13 protein-coding genes are annotated in these 17,802 nt (G+C 51.3%); all 13 read right to left on the minus strand.

Translation table 11 applies throughout. From position 1 onward, the window contains the following. Entirely contained in the window at positions 1-3,105 is a 3,105-nt protein-coding gene (locus R2083_RS12010; protein WP_317538600.1) for a hypothetical protein, read from the minus strand. Next, positions 3,092-3,421, minus strand: a complete 330-nt coding sequence (locus R2083_RS12015) for a hypothetical protein (RefSeq protein ID WP_317531487.1) — start codon at positions 3,419-3,421, stop codon at positions 3,092-3,094. Before R2083_RS12015 ends, R2083_RS12010 begins: the two co-directional genes overlap by 14 nt. Then, entirely contained in the window at positions 3,422-4,249 is an 828-nt protein-coding gene (locus R2083_RS12020) for a hypothetical protein (protein WP_317531488.1), read from the minus strand. Further along, positions 4,222-8,058, minus strand: coding sequence for a baseplate J/gp47 family protein (locus R2083_RS12025; RefSeq protein WP_317538601.1), 3,837 nt, complete (start codon positions 8,056-8,058; stop codon positions 4,222-4,224). Before R2083_RS12025 ends, R2083_RS12020 begins: the two co-directional genes overlap by 28 nt. Positions 8,059-8,071: 13 nt before the next feature. After that, a complete protein-coding gene (locus tag R2083_RS12030) occupies positions 8,072-8,494 on the minus strand; it encodes a GPW/gp25 family protein (RefSeq protein WP_317538602.1) in 423 nt (140 codons plus the stop codon). Positions 8,495-8,509: 15 nt separating this feature from the next. Beyond that, positions 8,510-8,809, minus strand: coding sequence for a PAAR domain-containing protein (locus R2083_RS12035; protein ID WP_121167321.1), 300 nt, complete (start codon positions 8,807-8,809; stop codon positions 8,510-8,512). A 48-nt stretch (positions 8,810-8,857) separates the two neighbouring features. Then, positions 8,858-10,648: a type VI secretion system tip protein VgrG gene (vgrG, locus tag R2083_RS12040; RefSeq protein WP_317538603.1), complete on the minus strand. Its 1,791-nt coding sequence runs from the start codon at positions 10,646-10,648 to the stop codon at positions 8,858-8,860. Between the two features lie 8 nt (positions 10,649-10,656). Further along, on the minus strand, positions 10,657-11,358 hold the full coding sequence (locus R2083_RS12045) for a hypothetical protein (protein ID WP_317538604.1): 702 nt from the start codon (positions 11,356-11,358) through the stop codon (positions 10,657-10,659). Further along, positions 11,359-11,523: a DUF5908 family protein gene (locus R2083_RS12050; RefSeq protein ID WP_176776388.1), complete on the minus strand. Its 165-nt coding sequence runs from the start codon at positions 11,521-11,523 to the stop codon at positions 11,359-11,361. A gap of 18 nt (positions 11,524-11,541) precedes the next feature. Then, entirely contained in the window at positions 11,542-12,012 is a 471-nt protein-coding gene (locus tag R2083_RS12055; RefSeq protein ID WP_317538605.1) for a phage tail protein, read from the minus strand. A 33-nt stretch (positions 12,013-12,045) separates the two neighbouring features. Further along, the gene (locus R2083_RS12060) at positions 12,046-12,504 is read right to left on the minus strand and encodes a phage tail protein (protein WP_090318288.1); all 459 of its coding nucleotides are present in this window, start codon (positions 12,502-12,504) and stop codon (positions 12,046-12,048) included. Between the two features lie 77 nt (positions 12,505-12,581). Further along, positions 12,582-14,237, minus strand: coding sequence for a phage tail sheath family protein (locus R2083_RS12065; protein WP_317531493.1), 1,656 nt, complete (start codon positions 14,235-14,237; stop codon positions 12,582-12,584). A 191-nt stretch (positions 14,238-14,428) separates the two neighbouring features. Next, entirely contained in the window at positions 14,429-17,800 is a 3,372-nt protein-coding gene (locus R2083_RS12070; protein WP_317538606.1) for an EAL domain-containing protein, read from the minus strand. Between the last annotated feature and the right edge of the window lie 2 nt (positions 17,801-17,802).

Raw genomic sequence — 17,802 nt, forward strand, 5'->3', positions numbered from 1 at the left:
TTAAAGCCAGCATTCACAATCTGCTTCTCCTCTGTTCTTCAGCAGAAAAGAGATGATTCGTTCCGATGCTCTGTTTAATGGCTTGAAATTATCCTGATGATGATCGAGGTTCGCCTGCTGCAAACAAAATAACCAAGTTTTATAGCGTTGCTCGAAATCCTGCATAGGGACAAAGTCGAGCCAGTAAAACTCGGGGAGAATATGCGCAGGGAGATTTTTGATCACCGTTTCCTCGGCAAATTTACGGAACGCGGTATTTGCAAACCTTGCTGTCCAGGATGGAAAGATCACGCTGACGCGGAAATCAAAAAAATCTTCAGTCCCGGGAATACCGCTAGCAACATCTTCCCCCCGGGGCCGCAGCAGCACGTGTTCGATCATATGAAAACTCTCGCATGCGATATTCAACTGCGTGATCGCGTTGCAGAACTCATGCGCGTACCGAACCGCTTCATCCCGGTTGCGTTTGCGGCTCAACGGCCACAAGCGGGCATTCTGTCCGGACTTCAAGCACACGGCGGTATATTCCCTGGTGCTGATCAGGCGGAAATTTTTTATCTCGACTCCATCCTTAAAAACGCCGTAACCAAACGGCGGGAGCTTTGCGGGAATGGCAATTCCGGCAAATTTTTCTTGCTCGAACACGATCGGAATCGCACGATCTTCCATTTTCTCCGGTAAAAATTGCACATGTTCCGCCAGAATATGATCGGGAATCAGACGGCTGTTTCTTCCAATGAGAACATCGGTAATCAATGCAATGCGATCGAATGACTGCAATCCCAGCAGAATACTGATCCGTTTATGCGCACCGGCGAGATTCTCTTCCAGCTCACCATGATGAGCGTGCAATACCGGTTTCAAGTAGTTAAAACCCTTCGCCCGGTCACGCGTGATTTCCCGGATGCATTTCAGATAATTGATTTTGTTTTCGATCACCCACTTGCCTGGATCGGCGCGCCGGTAACAATCGAATTGCTGCAATGAGCGTTGCGGATATTGCTCGCCATACATCGCCAATACCGTATCCAGCACGCGATTCCTGCGCTCATAAAAGTCATCATGATTCGCCAGAATACCGGCAAGAACGGTTTGGCTATACTGCTTGCCGCCCGCATACAGCGATTCGATACCGGGAATATTCCGGTCATCGAGAAACTGGGAAAAATAGGACTGTTCCAGCCCGGAATCGAGCGAAAACAAGCGCGGCATTTCTTGCAGATGCTTCAAGTAATCCGCCATCAATTGCTCGTACGGAAAGAGATATGCTTTGAGCTGCTTTGCCTTTGCTTTTACGCCGGGTGATTCCGATTGCGGAATACCGTAACGGTTAATCCCGTAAATGGCCGGAAAATGATTCTGAATCGAGTAATAATCGGGTGATACCCGCCGCTCTCCTTTGGGTAGCGGAATTAAATGCGCAAACGACGGGCGGTTATTTCTGAATGCATGGTATGCAAAAATTAATTTTTTCAGTTCCAGACGCGTTTCTTCCAGCAACGCTTCGTCTTGCGCATTCTCGTAGGGCGTAAACCCCGCCTTGCCGTCATGATTCTTGCGGCTCACATCCTGAGGAAGCACCAGCCGCAATAGTTGTCTCGGTTTGCCGGATTTGGGGAAGCACAAATCGGGAAATTCGTAGCGCGATGAGTCATAGGAAATACTGGTGAACTTCTTGTTTTCCTGGTTAATCAGGTACAAATCGTGCACCTTGTTCACACCGTCGATTTGACTGATCAGGGCAATCAAATCGACTACGCTAAGAATCTCCTCCGCGCCTTCAAAGCACCGGTCGCTGATAAAACCGTGCCGTGTCAGCGGGCCGGAAAAAATCTGCTCGTAATTGCCCGCCTGGCTCAGAATCGATTCATAGCGGTCAATCTGAATGCCGGAAGAAATATAGTGGGCGCATTGTAGAAAAATTTCGGCATAAATTTTGGCGCGATTGTGAGCCGGTTGTATTTCGATCTCGCCCGCCAGAAAATAGGGTATCGTGTGGATAATTTCGGCGCGATGAATATCTTCGCAAAGATTGCGATGCGCGGCAAAAACAGAGTGGATTTTTTGTATGACCGCCTTTTCATCGAGTTTCCCGGCGCGTTGATCCGGCGTATCAATTTCCGAAAACAAGCCGTCGCCGATTCCCGCCAATATGTTATCCAGTCTGGATAACACACCCTCGAAGCGCGACAAGGGAATGGCCAGCTTCGCCAGCAACTCGCCGCCATTGGCTATCCAATCATCCGGGTTTGATTCGATCGCAGCCAGGATATTATTTAACGCATCGTTGAGTTTCGCATAATGGAATACCGCATCCAATTTGAACAACACTTCGTTCAACCGGCTACTCAAATCCGCGCTGAGCGATGAGTCCATCATGACCGACCAGATGGAGCCGATCTTGCTCCAGATATCGTCGACACTCGATAAACTCGCATCCAGCTGATGCAGGATATCGCCTATTTGCTCAGCCAGTTGCTCGGATGCCGGGAACGGCAAGTCAATATCAGCCGCAAAATCGTACCCACGTTTCAAGTTTTCGTGGCAGGCATCCAGTTGATGGCCGAGTTGATCCAGCAGCGAACGGACATGCTCCGAAGCGGCATTGATCCGTTCCAGCTTACCGGATAGTTCGCTCAGACTCTCGCTCTGTTTGGGTGGATCCACTCGGCTTTGAATCAGCTCATCGTCAAGCTTCACAAATATGGTGTAAAGACCCGCATTCTCTTCCGTCGCGCTGGGTTCGAGCCAGACATAATCGATTTCCGGAATAGCGTCGTAGAGAATTTTTTGATAATCGATTCCGGTCACTGCGGCGCTGGGAAGAATTTCTTCCGGCGAGTAGAGCGCTTGCTGCTGATAATCGATGGTTCCTTTTTCACCGGCCAAATAATCCGGGACGGCAAATCCGGAACGGTAAGACAGATCGGTCAACCCATAGCAGAGTTGTTCCAGAATGGTGACGCCGGGATCATGCAGGTTATAGTCGGTCCATATGTCACCGGATAAATCCTGAACCTTACCGATGGCTTCCTTGCGTAACGTCTCAAAATCCAATCCATCGGGATCGATCCGGATACGCGGTATTTGCTCAGAGGCCGGCATACTCTTGCGAAGCTGCGAATGAATGCGGGTTGCTCAATTGCGCTTGGATTTGCTGATTTAAACCGGTCAGCAATGCATGGACGCGATGATAAGGCAAATTTCCCAATGCCTTGATGGCCAGTGACAGTTCCGCTTCGGCAAACACAAAGCGCTGCGGTTCCTGCGGCGCGATACCCGGCGCAAACAATGCATTGGCTTGCTGATTTAATTTACCGATCAGTTCGAATACGGATTTGAACGGCAGCTCGGCCAGCGCTTCCAGCAGCAGATTACCTTCCTGCAAGCTCAAATGAATGACTAGCATGCGCGCGGACATTTATTTGTCTTCCTGTCTTTTGCGTAAAACCTTGGGGTACGCCGATTCCGGCTCTTTTTCGCTTTCATACATCACCGGGTCATACCATAACCGGGTAATGTAATAATTCACCCAGATCTTGTCACCGTATGACGATTCCACACGAAGTTGCAGCGTGTATTCAAAGTTTTCGATATTCGCGCCGCGCTCCCAGCGTAATTCCAAGCGATTGCACTTTGCGCCATAGTGCGCCTGATGATAGGTGATGTGACTCTTGTCGTTATAGGCGTTGAGCGCGAAAGCATGCATCAAGGCATACTTGCCGTCGGCATCCTTACCACCGACACCGGCCATCACTTCGAAGGCCTGACAGCCGGTCAGCGTTTCGGTGATATCGTGCCAGTTTCCATCCGCGGGTACCGGCAGCTCTCCGCGGCGTCCGACTCTGCCATGCGAAGCGATGGTACCGGCGACATCCAGTTCAAAGCGGGGATTATCGGTATTGATACCGACACCGGCTTTTACCGCATCGCCGGACTCGGCGTTGCTGCCATCGGTGCTGCGCAATGTCAGAATATGCGGGTTATTTTTATTACCGAAGCTCAAATTTCCCGTTGCATTATCGATACCGGCAGACCACATGGGGCTGAGCGTCGCCATGCTCTGATAAAAACTCATCAGCTTGCCGTCACCCAGCTGAAAAATTTTCAACCCCTCTTCGGCTGTCTTCTCGAATCCATCATCAATCAGATTCAGCGTCGAATCGATTAAATCGGCAAATGCCACTTCAGAAGGCATCCTGCCGTTCTTGAATTTGGCTTCTAGTGTTTTTCTATCTTTTCGCGCCATTTTTCGTCAGAAATTATAAAAGTACTGCCAATTTCGAGTTCGCCGATGCCGGTCATTTCCGGCTCGATTAAATCGTAGCGATCGTCCATCTCGATAAAATGCTGCTGGATAGGCGCCACGATACTCCAGGGATATACCGGAACAATATCTTTCACTTCCGAATCCTCCGTTTTATCGGCGCTATCAAACAGATCGAAAAAGTCTTCACCCGCCGGGGCAATACGCAGTATCGAAAGATTGGTGACACGGTCGACATAATCGAGGCTCTGAATAAAAGACTCAATTTCATGTTTACTGACCATCCAGCCAAAGTGGCGGGTATATCCCACGGTCTCGTTCCACGGCGACAGAAAATCCGATATCGCCCGGTTCAACCGTTCCAGATACATACCGGCCAGCAATGCGTTCTTCAGCTTGACCGTGCAGCGCACCTGGATGACTTCGTACACTGGGTTAATGATATGCGCGGTCACAAACGGCGGCACATACTGGTTGATAAAATCCTGTATTTCTTCAATCAGGTGGCCATTCAGCAGCGGTTTCTGCGTGACGCTTTCATTCCGGGCGAGATAAGGCACCACCACAATCAGCACATGACCGGGACTGAAGCGCTGCTTGAACACAAAATCAGGGTTCATGCCGGGAAAACACTTCACCTTATAGATTTGCGGAAACTGCTCCAGTATCAGCAATTCATAATCGGCTGGCAACAACGCGCGCTTCTTATGCCTCAACCGCTCGCTGACGCGGATGCGCAACTGAGCGCGATCTTCCGCCAAACGGCCGCCAAAAGAGGGTTGAATTTGTTTGACGGCGCCTATGCCCGGAATTGATTTGCGCGCACGCAACACCGCACCGGCAGGCAAGCGGATGGAATTGCCCGGCACGGTATTCTGTTCCAGATACCGGCTGGCTCTTAACGCCTGCGCATGGATTGAATACAAACTGCAAAATTTGTCCAGATCGTGATCGGACGACACCCGCAACCAGGATAATCCGGCCGGTAATACGGTATTATCCTGGGAAATATCCGCCGGAATATTCAACGTGATAATTCCCGACCGCATGAACCGCTGCGTGGAATCGGATACGATTTCTTTAGCGCTGAGCGGAAACCATTGGTTATCCGCCAGATAAAACCACTGCATTTCCTTCAGCGAATCAGCTTCTATCGGCAATGAGTTCTCACGCAAATAAAAATAAAGCGTAATCACACCACCGCCGGTCAATCCTTTCAAACCGATCAGCAAATTCCCGGAGTGGAGAAATTGCGGCAATAAATAATTCGCTTGATCGGCTCGCACAGTGACATTCTTCCACCCCAACGGATGCAAATAGATCATTCTTTCCCGCAGCGCTGCAACGCAATTGACTTCTTCCTTGCCCATGATCATTTGCGCAGAAGCTTTATAGTTGACTGCGATGGATGTAATCATCGGTGTGTACGGCGGATTTGGCACGCGTTTAAGAAACTTGGCATGTTTCTGTTTAGCGTTGAAAGTCAGTACATTAGCCAATGCCGTGGGATAATCGCGATGACCGAATGCTGACCCCGGCCCCGTCAGGGTGAATTTGAAGAAACCGCGATGGGTGGAGGGCGTGTAACCAAATTCTGTCAAAGCATTGCGATATTCAACAGGACTCCAATAGGAAATGACCGGTGCGCACGACAATTTACGGTACGCGCTGACTTCGCTGCCGCCATCCAAACCGGTTTTAATGTGAAACAGGGAATTGACAACCGCCGCTTTGGCATTCTCCGGCAGCCATTTGCCATTGGACAGTACCGTTGTGCTGACGCGGAAGTCGGTATCGTCGAATGTTTCATAGCCCTGGTAATGGGTTTTAAAACCGCCGATACCGGCAGGTAAACCGCCCCACTGGATTTCGACGTTGAAATCCGACAATTGCTTTCCGGCTGCTTCCGGGCATCCCACGATCAGATACGAACCAACCTCCGGCAGCGGGCCAAACGGCGCAAACGGCGCGAGCGGGGATAATTGTCCGATGTTATTGTGCAATTGCACCGTGCGGCATCCTTCCACCGCGACATCGATGCGGATCCGCTCCAACTCGAGCTTGCTCAGAATCCCATAGGGATATAAGTAGCTCTTGGGATTCAAAACTAATCGCACCACAGGCAATCCGGTTTCATAACCCTCACCGTGAATTTTGCAATCGTAGGGAACGACCGCCGGAAAGTTTTCCGGCAGGAAAAAAGTCAGCGTCAGGCTGTTTTCTACTTGTTGCTGCGCAATGCCTGAATAGGATGGCAGATATTCCGCGATCTCCCGCCATCCGCCTGAGGTCGACAAGCTGATGATGAAAATATCCCGGAATGCTTTAAAAAAAGCTTGCTGCTCGAGGATCGGCGTTATTTCACCGGCGCTGCCGGACGGTTGCATGGTTGCCGCGATTTTCCGGATCCATTGTTCCAGAGTGATTCCCGGTCCAGCGGCGTATTTCATGTGAATAGAGACCGTACGGCGTCCTTCTTGCAGCCACAGCGCCTTGCTGGCCAGCGCGAATCCGATGCGGGCATGCTGCAGCAGAATGGTTTCCTCACCTTCTTTCGGCGCGCCGAATAATGGGTATGCCGGGAGATTTTCGCCGTTCAGCACACTATCGCCGCTTAAAACCGGCACGTCGTTCAACCAGCCGCCGGTAGGGATCTGCCGGGTGATCGCACTGGCTCGATCATTCAACACGACCGATTCGTTCAAACCATTTTCGGGAAAATTCAGCGGATCGCGCTTAAAAAATAACGTATGAATAGCGCTCACCGAGGCATCGTTTATCAGGACATCGTCGTCAGCGGTATAAACAATATCCTGCTTGTTCTCATCCTTACCGGCGAGAAATTCCGTTCCTTTCGGTATCAATACGGTGTGATTCTTTTTGTTCGGAACGAGCGCCAAATAAACATGATCGGGTGTGAAACCGCGCGGTTGAACCTTGAGCACCTGATCGTAATAAAAATCGACATAATTCAACGTGAAGCGATTAATTTTATTGTGCAGTTTCTGAAACAGCTGCAAGAAGGCAAGCAGCAATCCCGCGGCGGGTTCGTGATCCTTGCTGGTTAACGAAACGGACAATAATTTTTCCGCACTGCCTTGCACCATCTCAATGGCTTTGACAAACGCATAGAAACTGGACCGGATCGGAACGGCATCGGCCACATCAACCGTTGCATTGGCGTGACTGAGCGTGGTTTCTTCCGTCACTTGCAACAATGTCATTAAATCGCGGGAGAAAATCGTTTCGAGCGTGTGATGCGCGACATGCTCAGCCAAATATTGCCCGAGCACATCGATATCTTTCCTGAGTCCGGTAATAACGCTTTCCAACACCTTGCGCAATTCGGTACCGATGGCATTTTTTGTCCGCGACAGTAATTGCAGCCACCGGTCCAACAACCTGACCGCAGTATAAGACGACAGCATATGCTGGCTGATTTCTCTTGCGGACAATGCACGCAATGCCTTTGCCAATTCATCGTCAGCCGTATTGCTCTGAGCGGCGGCGCCGGTCGCCAGCTTATCCAGATCAACAGCCAGAATCGTGGCAATGACAACCGTCTCGTCCAGTGAGAAAAAATGCGCCCAGGTTCCGTCTTCCCGGTTATTCAAGTTATAAAACTTCATCACTTGCGCATATTCAACCAGCAGCGCCAATAAGGTGTGAAAACGCATATCGGCGACGTTGAAATAATCCCTCTCCAGCGCCGGTAATAATCTTTTCTCCTGACTCTTACCGTCACTGATGTGCAGATGATATTGTGTTGACCAATCGGTGCGAAGCTTCATTCACCCAGAAACCCTATAATTTAACATTCGTGCCTTCAGTGAAATAAAACGGGTACACGATATTGTGGCGGTTATTTGTGGTCCGCACGATGTAGGTGATATCAATCTTGATCAAGCCATTCAAGATATCTTCCGGGTTACCGGAATCCACCCGGATATTTTCCACCACAACGCGAGGTTCAAAAAAAAGAATCGCGCGCTTGATCAGGTCAACCATGACCGTGACCGCCGTCTCATTGATCTCTTCAAAGACCTGACTTTTTAAACCACAGCCGTACGTGGGTTGCATCACGCGCTCACCGGGATTGGTCGACAGAAGGATATACAGACTTTCATGGATATCCTCTTCAGCCGACACCGTGCGCATTGATCCATATTGCCCGAACTCGGGCGGAAATCCCCAGCCGGTACCCAGAAAAGATTTATCGGTACTCATCGTCTCGTTTCCCTGTCAACCGCCGATCATCACCGTCGGAAAACCCAGCACGATGGTACCGCCGTGCGCCGTTGTGTCGCCCATCCGGGCAGCCGGACGGTTGCTGATCATGACCGTCGCCGAGCCTTTCACAATACTGTCGGGCGGGCCGACGCAGACGCACATATCCCCTACCACGGCGGCCGGCATATTGCCGATCAATACAGTGGGCACGCAAGGACCGCTGATCGGGCCGCCCACATGAGGAATCGGCGGCACGCCCGGTGTTTGCATCGGGCAAGTATGCATATCGGTGATACGCGCGGCTGGGGGCATCGTTAAATTCCTTTCAAAACAATTGCAATCCTGAGCATTCAATACAGCTTAATTGATCATCACAATAGCGCCTTTTACCGTGGTCTGGCCGCTGGCCGACAGCTCGGCGGTAGCGTTGCCTTTGGCGCTGAAACCGACGTTGGCTTGATGATTGATATTCAGTCCTTGATTCTTGATATCCGCTTTCGCCGTCAATTCGATATTGCTCACCGCGTCGATGGTTACCTTGCCCTTGGCGCTGATCTTGATGTCTTTCGGGCTGTCGATAGTAATGCCACTGGAATTGAGCTCGATTTTGTTGGAATTCTGGTCTTGCAGCAGAATCGATTTCTGATCGTCACTGATGACGATTTTGTTATTGCCGGGTGTGGTTACGGTGATCACCTTCTTGTCGTCGTCGAATTCCAGCTTCAGCTTACTGCGCGTCACCACGGCTTTGGTGAAATTATCGGCGGTCAATTCGTAAGGCATTTTTTGTTTGCTGCTGTACAAACTGCCGAGAATGACCGGATGCGAAGGATCGTCGTTGAAGTATCCCAGCACCACTTCGTCGCCGATCTCCGGAATGAAGAAAGCGCCAATACCGCTGGAACCGTAGAAACTGGCCAACCGCGCCCACACGCCATCGGTCTCTGCCTGCAAAACCGGCACGGATACCTGAATCTTATATTGCCCTTCCGGATCGGCATCGAGCTTTTTCACCACACCGATGTGCAAACCGTTAACTCCGGGCACCCAGCCCGAAGCAAGCGGCGCCTCGGTTTTATACTGCTCGGCGAACCACTGCGGCGATAGGCCGAACTCAATTTCCGTCACCCAATTGCCCTGCCTGATGTCATGTTTCACCGCCGTCACCAGCACTTTGCCGTTAAAGCGGTTACCCACGCCTTTCAATTCAACCAGAGTACCAAGCTTCACTTTGGCGCTCCCTTGAAACGCCGCGTAACCTCGGATACGCGCCAGACCGGACTTGATTTGCTGCCCCTTAGCCCAGTCGGTCAGCACGGCATTTTCCAGCGGCGCATCGGTTTGCAAGCGGTAATAATCCGGCGCGATCACACTCGCCAAATCCGCAGCCGCCAGATTACCCTGACCGGTTAACTGTTCGGGACTCGCCTGCGCTTCTTGCACGGCTTGGCTCGCTGGATCCCAGGCAATGCCTTTCACCACGGAAAATTGCGCAGCAGCATCGACATCCGCGCTGAACGCCATCAAATCGATACCGTACGTCAGGGTCAGAACCGCTTCACCATCAACCTGCGGCGCTTTGACCGTTACTTTTCCGGCATCGATCGTCACCAGAAAACCATTAACTTCCGCCCGCATCAGCAAATAATCCCAGTCGCTGCAATAGTACTGCACCAGTTCCTTATAACTCACCGTCGTATCCGTCACATCGGAACTCAGTCCGCTGTGCGCGCCGATCAGCTTACTGATGATGTCGCTATCCTTCGAATCGACAAAATTGGCGTTCTTGCGGCCCACCGTCATGGCGACCGAGCTGTCCTTACACTGCACGATCAGCCGGGAAAAATTATCGCCGTCCATTTTTATGCCATGCTTGACAACAATACCTTTGAACACAATGCTCGTCTGATTGGCATAACCGGCATTGATCGTGATCACCGCGCCGGGTTTAAAATCATTCGCATCACTGACCGGAAATTTGTTGTTCGGCATATCCCCGTCCAGTAAAACGATCTTGGCGCTGGGAATTTTATTGACCCCGTACATGATTTCGATCGAAACGACCTGAATAGTATCGGCTATGGCATTGCCATCGCTCAAAATGGTCACCGATACGACACCCGTGCTGCCCGTTAATGGGGAATCTGCCATAAGTAAACCTAGCTTAATGGAGGGAACTGAAGCTTAGTTCCGGGTTTAAGATCACGAAAATCCGTCAGACGATTAATCTTTGCAACATCGATATAGTAGTTACAGTCCTGATAAACCCGGTAACACAGCAGCGGCAAAGTATCTCCGGCTTTCACCTCGATCAAGTGCGTCAAATCCGGAGACTCTTGCGCGGCTTCCCTGGATATTTCCTCTTTGCTCTGATATTCGACAAAGGCCAGTGTGACTTTGGCGCGCAATGGCACGCCGCTGGGTTTGAACAAGGTATAGTCAAATTTCAGTGACTCCACCCGTCCGTAGAAAAGCAACTCGCCCCACTTCACCTGCACAATCGGCGCTTCGTGCTTAGTCCCTCGGTAGCGATACACAACGTCTTTCAATAATTCAATCTGTTCCTTGACCGGAACCGGATCGCTGACGACCGAGAGCGGATTGGCCGAGACAGCCCCAGTGGCATCCAGTATTAATTCCTTGAGAACAAATTTTTCCGGGTGGCTTGCATCGTACTTGGTTTCAGTTCCCGGTTGCCCCAGCACTTTGTTTTTTGAATAGCTCAGCTTGAACGTTTGCTCGTAACCGGCGGGATTGATCATGGCTTCAAATTTTTTCAGCGAGCCATCGACGCTTATTTTGCCGTTATTCACAGCGCAGGGCGAAATCGTCAACAGCGCTTTGGCGCCGCCCAGCGACATTTAGCGTTCCCCCTGTTCGCGCAAAAAATCCGCGATCATGCGGCGGCATTCCGCCAGCACTTCTTCTTTCAGCAACCGGTGCTCTTCGGATAAGTCGAGATCCTCGTTCCCGGTGCGCTGCACGATATTAGACTTGATCAGCAGTTGTTTAATCTCTATCGCCATGGGGTATGCTTACGCCTGCTAGATAATGCGCATGGAAACGGTATAACTCAGAATGATCTTTTCGATGGCGACTTCGTTTTTGGTGGAGCCGAAGCTTTCGACTTCCCATTTCAACGGGTAAGCCGAATCGAAAGACCAACCACGAATCGGCATTTTGTCCTCATTCATCAGATACACCAGAACAGGCAAGGGCTTAATCGCCAAATTAAAACCGGATTCGAGCGTCGATTTGCACCACACCACCAACGGCGAAGCCAATGGCGCAATGCCGCGCTTCAAGGATAAATTGGGATGCTTAATGCCTTTCGGCAGCTGCCGCACGAACCGGTTTTCACCGCCTTCGACAACCGACTCCACTTCCATTTCCGTTTCGATTCCGGACACTTCCTGGAAAGAAGTATCGGCCGACAATCCGGCCGGTGGCCCGATCACGACCTTAAAATAGAAAGCAGAGGGTGGATAAACATTTCCGGATAATGAAATATTCATGAGTCACCCATCTGCTGGCAAGATTTAAAAACACTAACTGTTGGCGATCGTCAGGCCTTCATGCACGATTTCGATGGATTCTATCGCCACTTCGTTGCCTTCCGATTTTAAATCGGTGCCGGTAATCTTGGTCGGCCAGGCGTTAGTGAGTGTCCACACCATCGTCGCCTTGCCGCCTTCATCCAGCAAACTGATGGTGACCGGCAAGCGCTTGATGGTATTCATCTTGATCTGTTTAAACCAATCCCAGAATTTGTTATCGCCTTTGAAAACGCCTTTCTTCATGGTGATATTGCCGACTTTCTTCATCCCCGGCATCTTGATCACGGAGAATTCCGGGCTATCGCCATGGCGGTATTTGATCTCTTCCGATTGGATATCCAGACCGCTGACCTCCTGAAACCGCATGACTTGAGAATCCCACTTAACCTGAAAATAAAACTTTGGCATAGGCCAAACTGTCGTCGACTGAGCTGATCCATCATCTGCCATAATGCACTCCCAATTTTATGATTAAGAAATAAACGTTGTTTTTGTCAATTGCACCGATTAACGCGCTGACTTTCCGATTAAGATTTCTGCATTTGCTGCTGGAAGGTAATTTCAATGAACTCTGCCGGGCGGCTCAATGCAACCAGCACGGTTACTTTCAACATACCGTCCAGAATATCCTGCGGCGTCATGGTTTCACCCAGGCCGACAAACACGCCGAAGGCATCTTCCGGTGTTGCACCGGCCAAACCGCCGCGCTTCCAGATACTGGTCAGGAAGTTACTGATCATGCTTTTAATCGTTACCCAGGTGCTGGAGACATTGGGTTCGAATACATACGCTTTGGTCGCCAGTTTAATGGACTCTTCCAGCATGATCATGGTACGGCGCACGTTGATATAGCGCCAATCCAGGCTGTTGCCATCGAGCGTGCGGGCGCCCCAAACCAAGGTGCCTTCGCCGATGAACGTCCGGATCGCATTGATCGATTTACCTGCGGTTGTGACGTTCAAGTCTTCCTGTTGCGCATTGGTGATCTCAACGGCGGGTGAAATGACCGCGTTCAGGCTGACATTGGCAGGTGCTTTCCACACCCCGCGTGAATTGTCGACCATGGTATAAACACCGGCCATGCCCGCGCTGGGCGGCAGCAGATTGAGCTTGAGTTTGATGCTGTCGATGATGCTTTTGTACAGCGGGCAAACGGCTGTCAGAATTTTGTGCAGATCTTCATCGGTCGACATCTCTGCATTGCTACTTTTTAACTTTGCTTGCAGATCAGTAATTTCTTTTTTTCTGGCCGCATCCAATTTATCATTAGCCAAATCAGCGCGTGCTCCTATTTCCGTGATCTTGTCAGCAATCTCCGTTTTTTTCTTGCTATCCACTGCGCTAGTGTTTAACTCGGCGCGCAACACTTCCCTTAATTTATCCAAATTGGAAACATTGGCAAAGCTCAGATCACTGGTCTGAACAATGGAAGTATTAAGCCAAGGATAATAGGCCGCGGCGAAATCCAAGCTGTTCGTCCCAAGGTCATTCCTGAACTTCGCGATGCATCCACTATCCTGTGCTTCCTTATAGCCATCAAAAACATCCAATATGGCAAAACGATTTTTCATCACTTGTCCGCAGTGACTCAAGGCTGCCTGTTGCAGCCCGATACAATCGGGCTCAGCCAGTGACATCGCATCAGGAATCACCACCATCGTCGGTTCTTGTTCTTTCAACAAAACATCGATCCCCGCTTTCAGCTTCGGTTGCACGATAGCATCAGCATAGCTGCCAACCGAAATCACATAGCAAGCACCGCCGCCATTTTGGAAAAACAACATCATACTGTGATACAAAAAATAGCGGGAACCCTGGAGCCCCAGCGTATATTCCTTACCATCATTTGAGAAATCAGATTCAACGGCAGCTGCCGGTACAGTATTTTTCTTATCACCTTTATCGGGAGCCGCTTCAGCATCAGCATCTTTTTTCTCAGCTGTATCGGGAGGCGCCACATCGGAAATTTGATATTGCGCTTTAGGCGATCCGCCAAAGAAGCTGATAAATTCCGACATGGATGAAATACGCCATGCCTTATTTAATAGCGATTTTCCTTTGTTATTGGCTTTCTCCGTATAACCGATAAATGCCGGTACTGCGGTTGCCACTTCCACGACAGAATTCGGAAACGCGCTCTTTTCAACAATGTAAACACCCGGTGTCTTATATTGCCCCATCATCAGCTCCTTTTAATTGGAAATGTAGCGTTCATCGGCCATTGTTATCATTCAACTTGATAAATCCAGCCTACAACCTTGTTTAGATTGAACATAGAGCAGCTTAGCCGATGTAATATTAATTCTCAAGCGTTACGTAAAGAATTCGCGAAATTAACATTTTCAATTCCTACTTCCAGCAGAACGCGCAATTTTTACGGCTGTGCGGCGTGCTCCCGTAGCCAAGCTTCAAGTTCCTTTGCCGGTGCGGGGCGGTGAAACAGGAAGCCTTGATAGTAATCACAACCATGCTGACGCAGGAAAGCCAGCTGCTGCTCCGACTCGACACCTTCCGCCAAGACACTTAATTTCAGACCGCGCGCCATCGCGATGATCGTGGCGGCAATCTCGCGGTCATTGGGATCGTGCGCCAGGCCCCGCACGAAGCTTTGATCGATTTTGAGTTTATCGATGGGAAAGCGCTTCAAATAAGTCAATGACGAGTAGCCGGTGCCAAAATCATCAATCGCCAGCTGGATTCCCGGCGCCTTCAAGGTTTTCAGCGTATCGATCGAGCGTTCCGCATGCTCCATGAACATGCTCTCGGTTAATTCGAGCTCCAGACAGGCCGCCGGAAGTTTCGTTTCTTCCAGAACCCGCTGGATCACTTCAGCCAGATTCTCGGATTGAAACTGCCGTACCGACAGATTGACCGCCATCACGAGCGGCGCAAAACCGGCATCAATCCAGGCCCGTCCTTGCGCACAGGCGGTCCGCAACACCCACTCCCCGAGCGGCACGATCAATCCGGTTTCTTCTGCAATCGGGATAAATTTTCCCGGCGGCACGATGGCTTCTCCCGGCGGCTGCCATCGCACCAAAGCCTCAACCCCGACTGCCCGGCCGCTATGCGCGTCGATCAACGGCTGATAGTGCAGAACAAACTCCCCAGCGGCAAGCGCATGGCGCAGGCGGGTTTCCATGACCAAGCGTTCATTGGCGGCAATGCTCAACGCTTCCGTATGGTAACGATAGGTGCTGCGGCCTTCTTTTTTTGCCAGATACATGGCCATGTCCGCATGTTGGATCAACTCGGTGACGTTGCTGGCATCATCCGGAAAAAGGCTGATACCGATACTGGCATTAATGAAGATCTCATGACCGCTGGGCAGTGCAAAGGGCGTCGCAAGCAAATCAATCAAGGTCTGCGCGACAGAAGCAGGTTCGCTCGGTTCCTTGATATCTTCCAGCACCAGCAAAAACTCATCGCCGCCCAGGCGCGCCAGCGTATCTTCCTCGCGCAAACGCTTTTTCAGGCGCGCAGCCAGCATAATCAAAAGCTCATCTCCGATAGGATGCCCCAGGCTGTCATTGACGTTCTTGAAGCGATCCAGATCGACATACAGCGTCGCTATGCGCAGATTGTGCCGTTGCGCCCGTTCAATGGCATGATGCAGACGCGATTGCACCAACAGCCGGTTCGGCAAGCCGGTCAATGGATCATAATGCGCCAATTGCGCCAGCTGTGCCTCAGATTGCTTCATCTGCGTAATGTCTGCAAACACGCCGACATAATTACAGGGCTCATTCCTGTCATTAAACACGGTGCTGATCGTCAGCCATTGCGGATAAATCTCGCCATTCCGGCGGCGGTTCCAGATCTCCCCGCTCCAATGGCCCACGGTCTTCAGACCGGCCCACATAGCTTGGTAAAAGGGTTTACCGTGATGCCCCGACTTGATGATCTTCGGATTCTTACCCAGCACTTGTGCTTCACCGTAACCGGTAATTTCGGTATAAGCGCGGTTAATGGCCAGAATGCGCGGCTCCAGGTCGGTGATGACGATCCCTTCCCGGCTGGACTCAAACACCGCCGCCGCCTGTTTTAATGTTTCCGCAGCGTGGACCTTTTGCACCGCCACGGCCGTGATCGACACGAACTCATTGATCAGCATCAAATCGGCAGGCGTCGGCTCGCGCGGGGTACGATGATAAATGGCAAAAGTGCCTAGCACATTGCCCGCTTCATCTTTGAAGGGTATCGACCAGCAGGCATGAAGATTGGCTTTGCGCGTCGATTCCAGAAAAGGCTGCCAAAACGGATGGTGACCGATGTCGGTAACAATCACCGCTTCGCCGCGCCACGCGGCCGTCCCGCATGAACCGATCCCTTCACCAATCATCACCCGGTTGATAGCGTCGTTATATTCATCCGGTAAACTGGGCGCCGCGCCGTGCTTAAGACGGCCCGCATGCTTATCCAGCAGCAGAATGGATACCAGCATGCCGGGATTGATCACCTCAAGACGTTGCGCGATATCATTGAGAACCACGGGCAGCGGTTGGCTGGCAACGATCAGATTCAATGCGGATTGATGCGCCTGGCGTATCAGTTCGAGCCGCTTATGTTCACTGATATCCAGCCAGGCGCCAACAATTTCGGCAGGTTCGCCGTCAGCACCTCGCACCAATCGAAGCTCATCGAGTATCCAGACGACTTGCCCGGATCGATGCAGGAACCGGTAGTCGTGCGTGAGCTGGCCTTCACTCAGCAACACCGGCTGGCGAGCCAAAGCCGCTTCAAGATCATCCGGATGGATATGCGAGCGCCACCAATCCGCCGTCAACGCCTCTTCTTGCGTATAGCCCAGCAAACGTTCGATATTCTCACTCACCCAACTGGGGCGCGGCTTTCCTCCGGAGAATTGCAGGCTGTACAAAATTGTCGGACTGGCGGCCAGCAGATGCGAAAGGCGCTGGCTGGTTCTTTTCAAGCTGATCCGTTCGCGGGTCAGTTCCGCCTGGTGCTGCACTTTCTCCAAAGTGGCGACAATCTCATACAGATAGCCTTCGTGCTTGGTTAAATAATCATCCACACCCAAGTGCAGCGCGCGCGCGGCCACCATCTCGCTACCCTGGCCCGTCACCAGGATGGTAGGAATATTCAGCTTGCGCTCATACCGCAACAATTGGAAAAACTCCAAACCATCCATACTGGGCAAGTGATAATCGATCAGCAATGCATCGAATTGCGCCGCCTGCTTCACCGGATCATCGGGCAGTAGTGCAAGCGCATCTTGCACGCTACTCACTGCGGTCATCTGGATATGCGGCGCATGCAACACAAAATGACGGCGCATCAGATCGATATCGAATATGTTATGCTCAAGATACAACACGCGCAGGACCGGGTGACTGCGCTCCAGATTGTCGCGAAAATGCTCCCGTGCGTTACGTAATATCCGCGGCAGCCGTTCCAGATAATCATCCCGTTTGATCAGATAATCATCCGCGCCGGCCTTGAGCGCGGCCACGGCGGAATCTTGATCGCCCGACCCTGTGAGAATGACTACCGCGATGACCAAGCATTGCTCCCGGACATGCGTCAATGCATCCAAACCCGAGCCATCGGGCAGGGACAGATCAACCAGCAGCACGTCATGACAATCCGGTTCGGCAAGCCGCTTGAATCCTTCAGCCAGGGTGTTCACTACATTCAATTCGATATCCGGCGCGGTCCGGCGCAGGGTGCGCAGGGCCAGATCGGCATCGCTGGCGGAATCTTCGATATACAGAACGCGCATCATGA

It is taken from the genome of Nitrosomonas sp. Is35, assembly GCF_033063295.1.
In the GTDB taxonomy this organism is placed as follows: Bacteria; Pseudomonadota; Gammaproteobacteria; order Burkholderiales; family Nitrosomonadaceae; genus Nitrosomonas.